Origin of the sequence: Lysinibacillus sp. FSL W7-1291, from assembly GCF_038593415.1 — a bacterium.
Taxonomy (GTDB): domain Bacteria; phylum Bacillota; class Bacilli; order Bacillales_A; family Planococcaceae; genus Lysinibacillus; species Lysinibacillus fusiformis_D.
This window is the reverse complement of record NZ_CP151994.1, coordinates 4,419,507-4,435,842: the sequence shown is the minus strand read 5'-3', so window position 1 is coordinate 4,435,842 and position 16,336 is coordinate 4,419,507. Positions and strand designations below refer to the sequence as shown.

Genomic DNA, 16,336 nt, shown 5'->3' with positions numbered 1-16,336 from the left:
AGAGGAAGACGATAGTTATTTTTTTGCATGTCTCATAGAGATGGTGGTGAGCATTGAATTGTAAAAAATAGTTGAAGAATATGTAAAGCCGACATCTGCCTGACACAAAAGCTCTTTATAGTAAATGGTGTAGACGAGGAGTAAACAAAAGGACGAGCCTTATGAAGGCTTTGTCATCTTCATGTACTAGTTGGTAAACCATTCAAATGGGAAAGTAGCTGTCAGTATAACACTAAGACAAGGGAGCGTGATGAGATGCCGATAGTAACTTCATTTAATCCAAATGGTCGCCAAGAAATTAAACAAGCGATATCCTACCCAGATTATGCCTTATTAAAAGCTAAGCTTCAGCATGTTATGCAGCTAGACCAGCATGCGGGCAAGGACGGTAAATATTTGATCCGTAGTACGTATTTCGATAATTTAGCCAATAAAGTGCTAAATGAGAAAAAAGAGGGCTATATCAATCGAGATAAATATCGGGTACGCATATACGGGAAATCTAGTGCCATTATTAATTTAGAGCGAAAAAGTAAGCGTAACAATGTCACTTTTAAATCGAAATGTAAAATATCTCAGGCTGAGTATGAACAAATGCGTGTCGGGGATATATCCTGGATGGAGAATGACGACCGAGCGCTAATTCGAGACTTATATCAAGAAATGAATTATAGCCAGCTTAGACCTACAACGGTAGTAGATTATGAGCGAGAGGCATACATTTATCCGTTTGGAAATGTCCGCGTTACGTTTGATAGTAAGGTCCAATCGAGTCTACGCAACACAGATATGTTTAATCAAAACCTGCCGATGGTAGATGTACTGGAGCCGAACCTTGTGATTTTAGAGGTAAAGTATGATGAATATTTACCAGACATTATCAAGTATTTACTACAATCTGTAGATACACGTGCAGAGGCATATTCCAAATATCAGCTTAGTCGTATGTACGGCTAAATACAAAGGAGAATAAACAAATGGATACAATTAAATTTAGCGATATATTTAAATCCAACTTTTTAGAAAAAACAACATCATTTTCATTAATCGATTCTATTATTGGCTTAGTAGTGGCATTTTTTATAGGGCTATTCATTTACGCCGTTTATAAGAAAACTTTTAATGGTGTCATTTACTCTCATTCATTCAATATCTCATTACTTATTATGACAATGGCAACTGCACTTGTAATTATGGGGATTAGTTCAAATGTTCTGTTATCACTTGGTATGGTTGGTGCTTTATCCATCGTACGTTTCAGAACACCTATTAAAGATCCAATGGATTTAGTCTATATTTTCTGGGCAATTGTTTCTGGTATTTTATGTGGAGCAGGGTTTATTCCATTAGTAATTATCGGTGCTGTGTTAATCGGTCTTGTACTACTAGTGTTCGTGAATAAAATTACGGTAGAGAATCCTTATTTATTGATTGTAAAGTTTGAAGAAGAGCTAGCAAATGCTGAGGTGGAGCGAATTATTGCTGCACAAACAAAAAAATTCGCACTCAAATCAAAATCCATTATGCATAATGATGAAATTGAAACAACTTACGAAATTCGTGTAAAGCAAAATGATGCGAAGCTGATGGATGAACTAACAAAAGTTGCTGGTGTTAAATCAGCCATGATGCTTAGCTACGATGGGAATTTCACAGCGTAATGACCTCATTAACAAAAAGGACTACGATGAGAGGTGATGGCTATGATTAAAACACGAATTGTCTACCTGTGCATGGCAATTTTACTCCTTCTCTTTGTCGTGATATATGCTGTGCTTCCAAATGCAGGAATTGAAACGAAAAATTCCGAGTTCTCCTATGAGGATATGGTATTTAATAGCAATAAAGTAACCACTGTCGATATCGAGATTGCTAAGGAAGATTGGACTGACATGCTTGAAAATGCAGCGGACGAGGAATTAAAACAGGCGGATATTACAGTAAACGGCAAGAAAATTGAGAATGTTGCTATTCGCACAAAAGGGAATTTATCATTACGATCAGTTGTCAATAGTGACTCGGATCGTTATAGTTTAAAAATCGATTTTGATTACTATGATGATACTCAAAGCTTATATGGTTTGAAAAAATTAAATTTAAATAATAATTATAGTGATGCTACATTGATGCGGGAATATATCTCCTATGAAATGATGGAGCAAATGGGCTTACCAACACCAGCACACTCCTATATGTATGTCACAGTAAATGGTGAAGAACGGGGCTTGTTTTTAGGAGTGGAAGCAGTAGATGAGACATTCCTAGCCAATAACTATGGTTCTAATGATGGCTTTTTATTTAAGCCAGACGGAACTGGCAGTGATTTGAAATATATTAGTGATGATATTGCAGACTATACAGGCATAGGATTAAAAACAAATGAGGGTCATATGGATCAATCCAAGCTTGTGGAGATGCTAAATGCTATTAATAACGGTGGAGACATCAAAAAATACCTTGATGTCGATGAAATGTTACGTTATTTCGCTGTCAATACAGCACTTGTCAATTTAGATAGTTACCAGGGGAATATGAAACATAACTATTATTTGTATGAACAGAATGGTGTGTTTTCAATTATTCCATGGGATTACAATATGTCCTTCGGCGGCTTTGGTGTTGGCGGTGGAGGTGGTAGAATGGGTGGAGAAAACAGTCAAAATCCAGCTGATGCTCCGACAACTTTAGAAGAACCAGTAGCACAAAACAATGAACAACTTAATCAGGCAGGTGGGGGGAGGTTACAACAGCCAGATGGAGGCCTCAATAGGGGAATGGAAATGGGGATGTCCAGCAACCTGTTAGCCGAGAGTGCTATTAATTTTAGTGTGAAAACCCCTGTTTCTGGCACAACGTTAGAGGAGCGGCCACTGCTGAATGCCTTGCTTACTAATGAAGAGTACCGTGCTAAATATGAAGGTTATCTAGAAGAGCTAGCGACAACCTATTTAACAGAGGATTATGTACAAGCTATTACTAAAAACTTAGCACTATTAATAACGACCTATGTGGAGGCAGATCCCACAAAATTCTCTACTACAGAGCAATTCTTAGAGGCAGTTGAAGGTGAAAATAGCTTACCTGAATTCGCTAAACAGCGCTCCCAATCTATTTTAAAGCAGCTATCTGGAGAGCTGGTTGTAGAAGCGTCTACGACATCACAAGGAAATATGGGCGTACCAACTCCAAATGAAAATGGTGAGATGAATTCAATGCCAGAGAATTTTGACCCGAGTCAGCTACCAGAGGATTTTGATCCATCACAGAGCCCACCGTTTAATAGAGAAGGCAATGGCCCACGAGAAGGACAAAATGGCGAATCAATGCAACGTCCTGATGGAAGCGGAGGCCCAATCAGTATGCCAGGTGAAAATGATGGAGCGTCTAATCAAGCAACTGTAATTGATAAAAATACAGTGTTTACAGCCGCAGCCTGCCTTGTATTGCTTCTCTTAGCACTTCTCTTTGTTGTTAAATTTAAACGCAGAGGTCGTTGAAAAATAACCATATCCAACATGTTTGGGTATGGTTTTTGCATTTTATCGTGTTAAAATAAAGCATTCTTTTCTGAGGAGTCTTTTCATATGAATGAACAGCAGTTTGATAAATATTTGCATATTAACACAGTGGGAGAACAATACGGTTTCCCAAAACTCGCACACTATCACCGATATGAGCCAACACCATATAGCGGGTTGGAACAATTGTTTGAAGCGTACGAGATGCCGGACAATCCAGTATTCATTGATATGGGATGTGGAAAAGGAAGAGTACCCATTTATGTGCATCATAAGTTCCGTATTCCGACTATTGGGATAGAAATGGATGCAGGATTTTATGCAGAGGCTGAAGAAAATAAACGTAGTTATCTCCAAAAAATGAAAGCACATGCACCCATTTCGTTTATTCATACAATAGCTGAGGCTTATGAAATAAAGTCACGTGATAATGTGTTCTTCTTCTTCAACCCTTTTTCGATTCATATTTTTCGTACAGTCATTCATAATATTTGGAAATCCTATGAACAGCGAATGCGAGATATTCATTTAATTTTATATTATCCGCCTTATGATTATTTACAATTTTTACATCACGGAACATCATTTGAATTACTTCATGAGGTTCATTTAGAAAATGAAACCAATATTAATGAACGTCTTTGTGTGTTTGTCTTAAAAAGAGCTTAGAGCTTGGGAAACCAACTCTAAGCTTTTCTAATTTAAATAAAGTAACATCGCAGTAATTATTTTCAGGGAAATAATGATATGAGAAAATGAACGCTCTTACTTAGACTTTATTGTAAAAAAGTAATTTCATCTAATAGTTTTGTACTAGTCTTTATGTAAAATTAAAAGATAATTCACAAATAACTAATTATACTGAAAAATCACTCTAGACTAAATATAAAGAATGTTTTACAATGTAAAAGGCTTATATGAATAATATTTTTCATTCGTTTTAGGATAGTTATAAATAATTATTTTTGCTATTGAGTAAATGAATTTAATTGTTTATAATTATCAGAAATATCTAATATTTTAGAAATTTTCAGGGGGAATTTAATTATGAGAGAGAGCAAAAAGCTTAAGAAGTTCGGTTCACTTTTAGTAGCATCTTCATTACTTGCTGGTGTTCTTGCAGGTTGTGGTAACGGAGACGATTCAAGTTCTGGCGGAGGCTCATCATCAGGCGGAGGTTCATCTGATGGCGATACAATTAAAATTGGTGCCAACTTAGAGCTTTCGGGGAATGTAGCATCTTATGGTTCCTCTATTGGGCTAGGTGCAGAACTGGCTGTAAAAGAAATTAATGATGCTGGCGGTATTGACGGCAAGAAAATTGAACTGATTAAAGTAGATAATAAATCAGAGAACTCTGAGGCAACCTCAGCTGCTATTAAACTAGCAACGCAAGATAAAGTAGTAGCAATGCTAGCGCCTGCAACTTCAGGAAATACAGTAGCAACGGTTCAAATAGCCAATGATAATAAAATTCCAATTGTAACTGGTTCTGGTACAGCGCCAAATATTACAGTAAACGAAGATGGCAGTGTGAATGAATATGCATTCCGTACATGCTTTATCGATCCATTCCAAGGAATTGTAGCGGCTAACTTTGCCTCAGGCGAGCTAGATGCGAAAAATGTAGCTATTTTCGCAGATAATGCATCAGACTATGCAAAGGGTTTGGCAAAATCCTTTAAAGAAACAATTACTAAGAGTGGCGGAAAAGTTGTGAAAGAAGAAGCTTATGTAGCGAAGGATACAGACTTCCGTACACAGTTAACAAATATTAAAGCATCAAATCCAGATTTCATCTTTATCCCAGGATACTATGAAGAAGTTGGTTTAATCGTTAAACAAGCACGTGAAATGGGTATTGATGTACCTTTAATGGGTGCTGATGGTTGGGATTCTCCAACTTTAATAGATTTAGCTGGTGCGGATGCATTGAATAACACATACATCACAAACCACTATTCTGCTGAAGACCCAGACCAAAAAATTCAAGATTTCGTAAAGGCATTTAAAGCGGCAAATGGTGACAAAGCACCTGACGCATTTAATGCACTTGGTTATGACTCAATTTACTACATTGCAGATGCGATTAAACGTGCAGGCTCTACGGATGGTGAAGCAATTAAAAATGAATTAGCTGCAACAAAAGATCTTTCTTTAGTAACAGGTACTTTCTCAGTTGACGAAAACCATAACCCAATTAAAACAGCAACAGTTCTTGAATTCAAAGACGGTAAACAAGTGTTCAACTCTAAAGTTAATCCTTAATGTTTTGTAAGCAAGGGGGAGGCGGGTAAACACGCCTTCCTTTTTATGTTTTAGATAACTAGAATGCTAACGTAATTCATAACTTTCTAGTATAGATGCATGTACAGATTTCTCATTTTTCAGAAAATTCAAAGGAGTGAATGCGCATGGAATGGATACAGCAACTTGTGAACGGTATTTCACTTGGAAGTATCTACGCGTTAATAGCGTTAGGGTATACGATGGTATACGGTATTATCAAGCTGATTAACTTTGCTCATGGTGATGTTTTCATGATCGGGTCATTTATTGGCTTTTACGCAATTGCTAAATGGGAGCTTGGTTTCTTCCCGGCTCTATTATTGGCAATGACCGTTTGTGCGATCTTTGGTGTTTTAATTGAACGTATTGCCTATAAACGTTTACGAAATGCAACACGTATCGCAGCATTAATTACAGCGATTGGTGTGTCATTGTTAATTGAATACACTACTATTTTCTTCAGAGGTGCTCAACCAGCAGCTTATCCTGAAGTTTTCAAAAATAAATCATTTGATATTTTTGGTGTACAAATTAGCAGTACATCCATTTTAATTTTATCAGTCGCAGTTGTACTGATGATTCTTTTACAATTCATCGTACATAAAACAAAAATCGGTAAAGCGATGCGTGCCGTTTCTCACGATGCAGATGCAGCTCGCTTAATGGGTATAAACGTTGATAATACAATCTCTGCAACATTTGCTATTGGTTCAGCTTTAGCTGGTGCAGCGGGTGTTATCTTCGGTGTTTATTATACAAAGATTGATCCTTTAATGGGTGTTATTCCTGGCGTTAAAGCATTTATCGCAGCTGTTCTTGGTGGTATTGGTATCATTCCGGGCGCTATGGTTGGTGGTATGTTACTAGGCGTTGTAGAGTCTTTAGTAAGTGCGCTTGGCTTCTCATTATGGCGTGATGCAGCGGCATTCGTAATTTTAATTTTAATTTTAATCTTCAGACCATCGGGTATCTTTGGTAAAAATGCCCGTGAGAAAGTGTAGGTGAGCGGTTTTATGAAAAAGTCTAAAATTTTTTGGGGCTATGCCGTAATAGCGCTAGTCATCTATGCAGTTGTGCAATTATTGATTACAACAGAAGTAATTGATTTGTACTACAAAAATATGTTAATCACAATGTGTATTAACATCATGCTGGCTGTCAGCTTGCATATTGTTATTGGGGTTACTGGACAATTCTCAATTGGGCATGCTGGGTTCCTAGCAGTTGGTGCATATGTGTCCGCTATCATTACCACAAAATTAATGCTGCCATTCCCATTGGCTATCCTTTTAGGGGCAGTCGCAGCAGCGGTTGCTGGTCTAATAGTAGGGATTCCCACTCTTCGTTTAAAAGGAGATTATTTAGCAATTGCGACACTAGGCTTTGCTGAAATTATTCGTATTATCTTTTTAAATACGGATTATGTTGGTGGCGCAGCGGGGATGCAGGTTAAATATTTATCTAACTGGACATATGCATTCTTTGGTGTTGTGTTAACGATTCTCGTTATCTCGAACTTTACAAATTCTCGTCATGGTCGTGCGTGTATTTCCATTCGTGAGGATGAAATTGCAGCGGATGCTATGGGTATTAATACGACCTATTATAAAGTTGTTGCATTCGCGATTGGGTCTTTCTTTGCAGGTCTAGCTGGAGCTATTTTCGCACATAACTTTTATATTATCCAACCGACAACATTTGGTTTCTTAAAATCATTTGATATTTTAATTTATGTTGTACTCGGTGGCTTAGGGAGTCTTTCTGGTTCAGTGATTGCAGCGATTTTCTTAACTTTTGTATCAACTTATCTAGCAAACTTCCCTGAAACTCGTATGATTATTTATAGTTTAGTATTAATTATTGTCATGCTGTATCGTCCAACCGGCTTAATGGGAACAAAGGAAATTACGCAGTTATTTAAGTTTGGTAAAAAAGGAGGTACAAAATAATGACTGGAAACCTTCTTATAAAAGTTGAAAACATGGGGATTCAATTCGGTGGTTTAAAGGCGGTACAGGGTGTGAATATGTACCTTAATCAAGGTGAATTAGTAGGGCTAATTGGACCTAATGGTGCTGGGAAAACAACCAGCTTTAATATGCTGACAGGGGTTTATACCCCAACGGAAGGTATAATTACTTTTGATGGTATGAGATTAAATGGACTTGCACCATATCAGGTGACGCAAAAGGGTATTAGCCGTACGTTCCAAAATATTCGCTTATTTAAAGAGCTATCTGTTCTAGACAATGTTAAGGTAGCCAATCATTCTCTTGCTAAGCATTCCATGTGGTCTTCTATTTTCCGTTTGCCAACTCATTTCAAGGGTGAGGCAGCAATGGAGCATCAATCAATTGAATTCTTAAAAATCTTTGGCTTAGATGTCTATAAGGATGAACTAGCGAAAAACTTACCATACGGAATGCAGCGTCGTTTAGAGATTGCTCGTGCTTTAGCGGCAAATCCCAAGCTACTATTATTGGATGAGCCAGCAGCAGGGATGAACCCGCAGGAAACACATGATTTAATGGAGTTAATTGCATTTATTCGTAAAGAATTTGGCTTAACCATTTTGTTAATTGAGCATGATATGAGCTTAGTTATGGGTATTTGCGAACGCATTTATGTACTCGATCATGGACAATTAATCGCTGACGGGACACCAGAAGAAATTCGCAACAATCCTAAGGTAATTGAAGCGTACCTTGGTGAGGAGGTTATCGGCTAATGCTAAAAGTACAAAATATCGATGTTTATTATGGCAACATCCAAGCATTAAAGGGCCTCTCTTTAGAAGTAAACGAGGGTGAAATTGTAACGTTAATCGGTGCAAATGGTGCTGGAAAAAGTACATTGTTAAAGACATTATCAGGTTTACTGAAGCCAAAAGGTGGCATTATTGAATACGAGGGCTTCTCTATTGCTGGGAAGGCAGCACAAACTATTGTTAAATCAGGAATTTCCCACGTTCCGGAGGGTCGTCGTGTTTTTGCCAATATGTCAGTAGAAGAAAACTTAGAGCTTGGTGCCTATCTACGTAATGATAAAGCTGGTATTAAAAAAGATATGGATCATGTTTTCGAGCTATTTCCGCGCTTATTAGAGCGTCGCAAGCAGCAGTCAGGCACATTATCTGGTGGGGAACAGCAGATGCTTGCGATGGGCCGTGCCTTAATGGCAAAACCAAAACTGTTATTAATGGATGAACCTTCGATGGGTCTTGCACCGCTAATGGTTAAAAACATCTTTAATATTATTGAACAGGTCAATAAAGAAGGTACAACTGTATTGCTTGTTGAGCAAAATGCTAATATGGCTTTATCTGTTGCTAATCGTGCGTATGTACTTGAAACAGGACGTATTGTTTTAGCTGGTTCAGCAAAAGAGCTTCAAGAGAGCGAGCAAGTAAAAGCAGCTTATTTAGGCGGATTATAGAATTTGAAGGGCATCTCAACAAAGAGATGCCCTTTCAGTTGATCTTCGATATATCAAGATTACCTCTTGATAAAGCTGATCCCTTGAAAAATCAAAGGTAGCCTTTTTACTTTATTTTTTGGTAAGGTGGAAAAAAGGAGTGATACATGTTGAAGTTTTCAGCACAATATTTTATTAAACAATTAAATTTAGCCGAACATCCAGAAGGAGGCTATTACATTTCATCATTTCGTGCCACAGACGAGCTAGCAGTGAGAGATGTTCAGAGACCTATTTATACGAGTATTTATTTCTTATTACGCTCACAAGATATCTCACATTTACATCGATTGCAATCAGATGAGCTATGGTATTACCATGCGGGAAGTCCACTAACAGTTCATATGATTTTTCCCGATGGTACCTATGAGGCGAAAAAGCTTGGTTTGAATGTAGAAGCTGGTGAGGTACCACAAATTGCAGTTCCGAAAAATACCATTTTCGGCTCATCGGTGGAGGATTCCGAGACGTTTAGTCTAGTCGGGTGTATGGTTGCACCAGGATTTGACTTTGCAGATTTTGAATTGTTTACACAGGAAGAGCTTTTAGCAGACTATCCTCAGCACGAGGGAGTTATTCGTAAAATGGCTTACAAAACCATTAAATAGAAAAGTAGCCGTCTCAAAGTTTTTGAGACGGCATGATTTGTTCACCATAGTATTTCTTCAGGATAATTCAGTTGTATTTGGATATCATGTAATGCTTGCTTAGTCGTAATGGCTGCTTCCATTAGAGTTGATTTTAATGCCAAATATTCATGATCCTCTACCATTAATCGCACCGCAAATGCCGCTAAATGTGCTTTTCGCTCCTCTTTACTTAATTGAATATATTCTAGATTCAGAACATCAACATATTGCGTAGCAAAACGGAAAGTGAATGGATTTTTAGCATGTAGCATTCGGACAAACATAACGTAATCTTCCTCATCAATCTCCTGTTCCAAACAATCGGCAATAGCCGCTTGAAACTTGCGTAAAATGGCAATTTCATAATTCCACATGGACGCATTGTTTAACTGCTGATGCAAATCAATAAAATCATTTAAAGCAATCGCACTAAATATTATTTCTGGCCAAAGAATTTCTGTGGCAAAATAAACATTTTTATTAGGAAAGATCAGTTCATGTTGTGTCAGGACATTTTTATTAAGTCCGTTACTCACAAAATCAAGGTGATGTTCCCCGAGCATAGCATGTCTTAGTTTATAGCATACGCTTAAAATACGTAGTCGAGGACCTTGATAATCATAGTATTTATTTTCATCACCAGTTACTTTATAGATCGCATTGATTAGTTCATCTAAATCCCAATAATCCCCGCTAACCCGTACCCCTGTTAGTTGCTCTGTGCTTTGAATAGATATCATAGTCCTCGCCCTCCTTTAAGTGCTTATTTAGGTGTGTAGTTGAGTAGTTTGAATAGTTCTGTTCGTTCCTTATCTGTTAAATCACGCCATTGGCCCACTTTTAAATTACCAAGCTTAATATTCATAATACGAATACGCTGTAGGCGCTTAACGGAATAACCTAGCGCTGAGCACATTCGGCGGATTTGACGATTTAAGCCTTGCTCTAAAATGATTTTAAAAACTTTGTCCGAAATCTTTTCTACACGACAAGGTAAGGTTGTTGTATCTAGAATATCAACACCGGCTCCCATTTTTTTAATAAATTGCGCTGTTATAGGCTGATCAACTTGAACGATGTATTCTTTTTCATGATGGTTTTCTGCACGCAGAATTTTATTGACGATATCGCCATCATTAGTTAATAACAATAATCCCTCTGATTCCTTATCGAGACGTCCGATATGAAAAATACGTAAGGGATGATTGACGAAATCAACGACATTGCCTTTTATATGACGCTCTGTTGTACTTGTAATGCCGACAGGTTTATTCAGAGCAATATAGACAAGCTGTTGTTCTTTCTTTACCTCTTTTCCATCAACGCAAACTATATCACCCGTTTCAACCTGACTACCGACAGTCGCCAACTGACCATTAATGGTTACTTTTCCTTCAGCAACCCATTTATCAGCACCACGACGGGATATGATGCCTGTTTCACTTAAATATTTATTAATACGCATATTGTTCTCCTATATTTTATATTATTTTTAAGTATACCTTAACGTGTACATGCCGTGAATTCTAGAAGCTTTTCTAGCAAAAATAAATTAAATAGAAAAGTTTTTTAAAAAGTTGAAATTATTTTATGTTTCTGACAATATAGTAGTTGAGAGGGTTTCTATGAAAATAGTGTTATTCCGATATAAAATAACGTTTTTTCTAGATAGTTCTCATTAAATTGTGTAAAGGGGAGAAGTAAAATGGTTTATGCATTTCCAAACACTGAAGGATCGGTAGTTCAATTCAAACAGAAATATGATAATTATATTGGTGGCGAATGGACACCCCCAGTGAAAGGTCAATACTTTGATAACGTCACTCCTGTTACTGGACAAGTTTTTACACAAGTAGCACGTTCCACAGCTGAGGATATTGAACATGCACTCGATGCAGCACATGCTGCTAAAGATGCATGGGGCAAAACATCACCAACAGAACGTGCAAACATTTTACTTAAAATTGCGGACCGTATTGAGGAAAATCTAGAAAAGCTAGCCGTTGCTGAAACATGGGATAACGGTAAAGCGGTGCGCGAAACATTAAATGCAGATATCCCTCTTGCAATTGATCATTTCCGTTATTTTGCTGGAGTCTTACGTGCTCAAGAAGGTTCCGTTAGCCAAATTGATAACGATACAGTTGCTTATCACTTCCATGAGCCGATTGGTGTAGTGGGTCAAATCATCCCTTGGAACTTCCCACTATTAATGGCAGTATGGAAGCTCGCACCAGCACTTGCAGCTGGGAACTGTGTCGTATTAAAACCTGCAGAGCAAACACCAGCATCTATTATGGTGCTTGTGGAATTAATAGAAGATTTATTACCACCAGGAGTTATTAATGTTGTGAATGGATTTGGCTTAGAAGCAGGGAAACCGCTTGCATCCAATCCTCGCATTGGTAAAATTGCCTTTACAGGTGAGACGACGACAGGTCGTTTAATTATGCAATATGCATCTCAAAATCTTATTCCCGTTACATTAGAATTGGGCGGTAAATCACCAAATATCTTCTTTGAAGATATTATGGATAAAGATGATGCCTTTTTAGATAAAGCAGTAGAGGGCTTCGTACTATTTGCTCTCAATCAAGGAGAAGTATGTACATGTCCTTCACGTGCACTGATCCAGGAATCTATATACGATAAATTTATGGAGCGTGTACTACAGCGTGTAGAAGCCATTAAAGTGGGCAATCCGCTTGATCCAAACACAATGATGGGTGCGCAGGCTTCAAGTGAGCAAATGGAAAAAATTCTTTCTTATTTAGATATTGGTAAGCAAGAGGGTGCACAATGCCTAATTGGTGGCGAGAAAAATAATGTAGGCGAGGGCTTCGAAAATGGCTACTACATTAAACCGACAGTCTTCAAGGGAAATAATAAAATGCGTATTTTCCAAGAGGAAATTTTCGGACCAGTTGTTGCTGTAACAACGTTTAAAACAAAAGAGGAAGCACTAGAAATTGCTAATGATACATTATATGGCTTAGGTTCTGGCGTTTGGACGAGAGATATTAATACAGCTTATCGCTTCGGTCGTGAAATTCAAGCAGGTCGTGTTTGGACAAACTGTTACCATGCTTATCCGGCACATGCTGCATTTGGCGGCTATAAAATGTCAGGTGTTGGTCGTGAAAATCACAAAATGATGTTAGCACATTACCAACAAACGAAAAACCTATTAGTTAGCTACAGCGAAAACAAACTTGGTTTCTTCTAATTTGTAGGGAGGTGCATGAGCGTGGTTGAACGTGTACTAGCTACAGAAGAAGCGCTGGCACTAATCAATCTATTAAAAGATAAACATGGACCTGTGATGTTTCATCAGTCCGGCGGATGCTGTGATGGCTCCTCGCCAATGTGCTATCCAGAAGGTGATTTGCTATTAGGAGATCAGGATGTGTGCCTTGGAGAGATTGGTGGTGCGCCTTTCTACATGCACAAAAATCAATATGATTACTGGAAGCATACACAAATCATATTGGATGTTGTTGCGGGCAGAGGAGGCATGTTCTCATTAGAGGGCGTAGAGGGAAAACGTTTCCTAACAAGGTCAAGAGCCTTCACATCTGAGGAGTTACGAGAACTAGGGTTAATTTAAATGAAGGATAGTACAGCGGCAGAAAAATTTGCCGCTGTTTTTTATATTAATTTTTGTGGAATAGAGTATGTAAAGCGATATTAGTTGATGAATTTCTTAAAAATAGGAATAAATGTAATCGATCCTTTAAGGTGACGGTAAATAATAGTTTTCTTGTGGTTTTTGCTATCATCCTCAAGACCTCCTTTTATAGTTGTTAATATTTCCTATTAAATCAGATAAATGAAGTAACATACATTAAATTAAGTTTACTTTTTATGTTAATTGTTACAAAGAGGATTGAATCTTTCGCACAGATTGTAACGTAAAATGGGTAAAGGAGTGTGCTAAATATGGATTACGCGCTGATTGAAAATGAACTTACAAATACAGTTGAGGATGTATCAAAGGCTGCTGGTTGGACAGTCGATCGTAAAATTGTTTTAGCGATTGCTTGTAAATTTGTAGCGTCAGGAAAAACTTTTGATGCAATAAGATATAAAAATGTTCTGCAAGAGATGAAGAAGCAATCCTCGTGGATGTCCCCTTTACGAACAACAGTTGGATATAGTATTGCCGCCAATTTATTGGAGCAAGAAGATACTGAAAAGGCAGTCAAGGATTTACTTACAAATGTGAGTATCTTGAAGGAAGCAAAATTTAGAAGCGGCAATTTCAGCTATATCGGAGCACAGTTTTTGACTGAGGATGAACAAAATAAAGAAGCACATGCACAGGCAGCTAGAGCTTTATTCGATGCTATTCGTAAACATCATCCATTTTTAACATCTTATGAGGACATTCCTTATGCAGTGTTATTGAGTAGTCCATCTGATGATGTTGAGCTACGGGCGGAAACAATGAATCGATATTATAAAGAATTACGAACATATAATTTTAATGCTGGTAATGAACTACAGTGGCTATCACAGGTATTAACATTTTTATCCCCACAATTTGATGTTAATCTAGCACCAAATGTTGTGGCACTCCGTGATACACTCAAAAACCAAAATGTAAAGGTCAAGGCTATGCATTATCCTTTACTCGGCTTTTTAGCCATACTAAGTCTTACTAAAGCACAGCTTCAAGATATTATTGATTTATATCATGAATTAAAGGACTTGAAATTATTAAAATGGCACCGTGAATTTGTTCTCTTTATGGCTGTACAAATCGCTATTTATGATATGGCGAAGGTGCAAAAATCTTTGTCCATGACCATTATGTCTTCCATTGAATTATTAATCCAAGCACAGCAAGCAGCGATGATAGCTGCGGTTAGTGCAGCTGCTATTGCATCAAGTTCAAGTTCTTCATGATAGAATAAAGGAGAACTTGATTATTTGGAGGTGCATTTGAAGGATGAAGGAAACAAAACTATGGATGAATGGTCAGTGGCAAGATGCCAAGGAAAGCTATGAGCTAACATCTCCGTATAGTGGTGAGGTTATTGCTCAGGTAGCAAAAGCATCGATACAAGATGTAGAGAGAGCTATCGAAGGTGCACAGCAGGCATTCCAATCGTTTAAAAAGACTACAGCCTACGAACGTGCCGAAATATTATATAAAGTTGTTGAGATTATGCGACAACGTAAAGAAGAATTTGCTGAAATTTTAGCATTAGAGGCAGGGAAGCCTATAGTAGCAGGATTAGCCGAAATGGATCGTACAATCGCAACCTATCAATTTGCGGCAGAGGGAGCTAAACAGTCTAAGGGTGAGACTGTTCCGATGGATGCAGCACCTGGAGCTGGAGATCGTATAGGCTGGACAAAACGAGAACCATTAGGTGTAATCTCAGCCATTACGCCGTTTAATTTTCCATTCAATTTAGTGGCACATAAATTAGGCCCAGCATTTGCAGTAGGTAATACGGTTGTATTAAAGCCAGCAACACAAACGCCGTTAAGTGCTATTGTGATGGCTGAAATTTTTCGTGAAGCAGATTACCTGATGGCGCGTTGCAGATCGTAACAGGAAGTGGTGGCGAGCTTAGTGATACACTTGTTACGCATCCATACGTCAAAAAAGTAACCTTTACAGGCAGTAGTAAAGTTGGTTTGAGCATTAAAGAAAAGGTCGGTTTGCGTAAAATAACGTTAGAACTAGGTTCTAATGCAGCCGTAATTGTCGAACCATCGACGCCAATTCATAAAATTGTTAGTCGTTGCGTAAGCGGTGCTTTCAACTTTGCTGGACAAGTATGTATTTCGTTACAACGTATTTATGTGCATTCGTCCATCATTGATGAATTTACTGAAGCATTCGTTGAAGAAACGAAAAAACTTATAGTAGGAGACCCGTTAGATACAAAGACAGATGTCAGTGCCATGATTAATCCAAATGAGGTAGAACGTATCCGAGCGTGGGTTGAGGAAGCGCAAGAACAAGGGGCAGTTATTGCAACAGGTGGCGAATTTACAGAACGTACTCTAACACCAACAGTTATGACGAATGTAACAGCTGACATGAAAATTGTCTGTCAGGAAACATTCGCACCAATCGTCTCAATTGTTTCATATGAAACATTAGACGACGCGATTCGACTTGTGAACGAGTCGGACCTTGGTCTAAATGCGGGTATTTACACGAATATATTGTCAGATGCCTTATATGCAGCAGACGAATTACAGGCTGGTGCTGTCATTATTAATGATATTCCGACATTCAGGGTAGATAACATGCCATATGGTGGTGTGAAGATGAGTGGTTATGGACGAGAAGGAATTAAGTGGGCCATTGAGGAAATGAGCGATATGAAATTTATTTCGATGAAAAAATCATTCTAAATTTGCATCAGCTCTTCTTCTGCGATACGATGACGAAAGAACATTACA

General features: G+C 38.0%; 15 protein-coding genes and 1 pseudogene. 14 read left to right on the top strand and 2 right to left on the bottom strand.

Translation table 11 applies throughout. The features are described from left to right. The first annotated feature begins 255 nt into the window (after positions 1-255). The 10 genes from NST76_RS21700 to NST76_RS21655 all read left to right on the top strand — a co-directional run bounded on the left by NST76_RS21700 (position 256) and on the right by NST76_RS21655 (position 9,889). Entirely contained in the window at positions 256-957 is a 702-nt protein-coding gene (locus NST76_RS21700) for a polyphosphate polymerase domain-containing protein (RefSeq protein WP_058845136.1), read from the top strand. Positions 958-977: 20 nt separating this feature from the next. Beyond that, the gene (locus NST76_RS21695) at positions 978-1,661 is read left to right on the top strand and encodes a DUF4956 domain-containing protein (RefSeq protein WP_089933370.1); all 684 of its coding nucleotides are present in this window, start codon (positions 978-980) and stop codon (positions 1,659-1,661) included. Between the two features lie 42 nt (positions 1,662-1,703). Continuing rightward, on the top strand, positions 1,704-3,497 hold the full coding sequence (locus tag NST76_RS21690; RefSeq protein ID WP_342535192.1) for a CotH kinase family protein: 1,794 nt from the start codon (positions 1,704-1,706) through the stop codon (positions 3,495-3,497). A gap of 87 nt (positions 3,498-3,584) precedes the next feature. Further along, entirely contained in the window at positions 3,585-4,187 is a 603-nt protein-coding gene (locus tag NST76_RS21685) for an SAM-dependent methyltransferase (RefSeq protein ID WP_036123850.1), read from the top strand. Between the two features lie 378 nt (positions 4,188-4,565). After that, entirely contained in the window at positions 4,566-5,786 is a 1,221-nt protein-coding gene (locus tag NST76_RS21680; protein WP_036123848.1) for an ABC transporter substrate-binding protein, read from the top strand. A gap of 146 nt (positions 5,787-5,932) precedes the next feature. Further along, a complete protein-coding gene (locus NST76_RS21675; protein ID WP_036123845.1) occupies positions 5,933-6,808 on the top strand; it encodes a branched-chain amino acid ABC transporter permease in 876 nt (291 codons plus the stop codon). A gap of 12 nt (positions 6,809-6,820) precedes the next feature. Next, positions 6,821-7,756: a branched-chain amino acid ABC transporter permease gene (locus NST76_RS21670; RefSeq protein ID WP_036123842.1), complete on the top strand. Its 936-nt coding sequence runs from the start codon at positions 6,821-6,823 to the stop codon at positions 7,754-7,756. Beyond that, complete coding sequence (locus tag NST76_RS21665) at positions 7,756-8,535, top strand: ABC transporter ATP-binding protein (protein WP_036123840.1); 780 nt, start codon at positions 7,756-7,758, stop codon at positions 8,533-8,535. Before NST76_RS21670 ends, NST76_RS21665 begins: the two co-directional genes overlap by 1 nt. Continuing rightward, positions 8,535-9,242 (top strand): ABC transporter ATP-binding protein, encoded by a 708-nt coding sequence (locus NST76_RS21660; protein WP_036123837.1) that lies wholly within the window; start codon positions 8,535-8,537, stop codon positions 9,240-9,242. The genes NST76_RS21665 and NST76_RS21660 overlap by 1 nt, the downstream gene beginning before the upstream one ends. A 146-nt stretch (positions 9,243-9,388) precedes the next feature. Next, positions 9,389-9,889, top strand: a complete 501-nt coding sequence (locus NST76_RS21655) for a cupin domain-containing protein (RefSeq protein ID WP_170829857.1) — start codon at positions 9,389-9,391, stop codon at positions 9,887-9,889. Between the two features lie 41 nt (positions 9,890-9,930). Here the strand turns inward: NST76_RS21655 and NST76_RS21650 are convergent, their stop codons facing one another. After that, on the bottom strand, positions 9,931-10,650 hold the full coding sequence (locus NST76_RS21650) for a hypothetical protein (RefSeq protein ID WP_036123832.1): 720 nt from the start codon (positions 10,648-10,650) through the stop codon (positions 9,931-9,933). A 23-nt stretch (positions 10,651-10,673) separates the two neighbouring features. Beyond that, entirely contained in the window at positions 10,674-11,375 is a 702-nt protein-coding gene (gene rluF / locus NST76_RS21645; RefSeq protein ID WP_036123828.1) for a 23S rRNA pseudouridine(2604) synthase RluF, read from the bottom strand. Between the two features lie 240 nt (positions 11,376-11,615). On the opposite strand from rluF, the gene adh reads away from it, so the two are divergent. From adh to NST76_RS21625, 4 genes and pseudogenes are all read left to right on the top strand, one after another. Beyond that, positions 11,616-13,136, top strand: a complete 1,521-nt coding sequence (gene adh, locus NST76_RS21640) for an aldehyde dehydrogenase (RefSeq protein ID WP_036123825.1) — start codon at positions 11,616-11,618, stop codon at positions 13,134-13,136. A 21-nt stretch (positions 13,137-13,157) separates the two neighbouring features. Beyond that, positions 13,158-13,517, top strand: coding sequence for a DUF779 domain-containing protein (locus tag NST76_RS21635; protein ID WP_036123819.1), 360 nt, complete (start codon positions 13,158-13,160; stop codon positions 13,515-13,517). Between the two features lie 332 nt (positions 13,518-13,849). Next, positions 13,850-14,818, top strand: a complete 969-nt coding sequence (locus NST76_RS21630; RefSeq protein ID WP_342544446.1) for a DUF4003 family protein — start codon at positions 13,850-13,852, stop codon at positions 14,816-14,818. 43 nt (positions 14,819-14,861) lie between these two features. Then, a pseudogene (locus tag NST76_RS21625) lies at positions 14,862-16,288 on the top strand (aldehyde dehydrogenase family protein). Positions 16,289-16,336 lie beyond the last annotated feature (48 nt).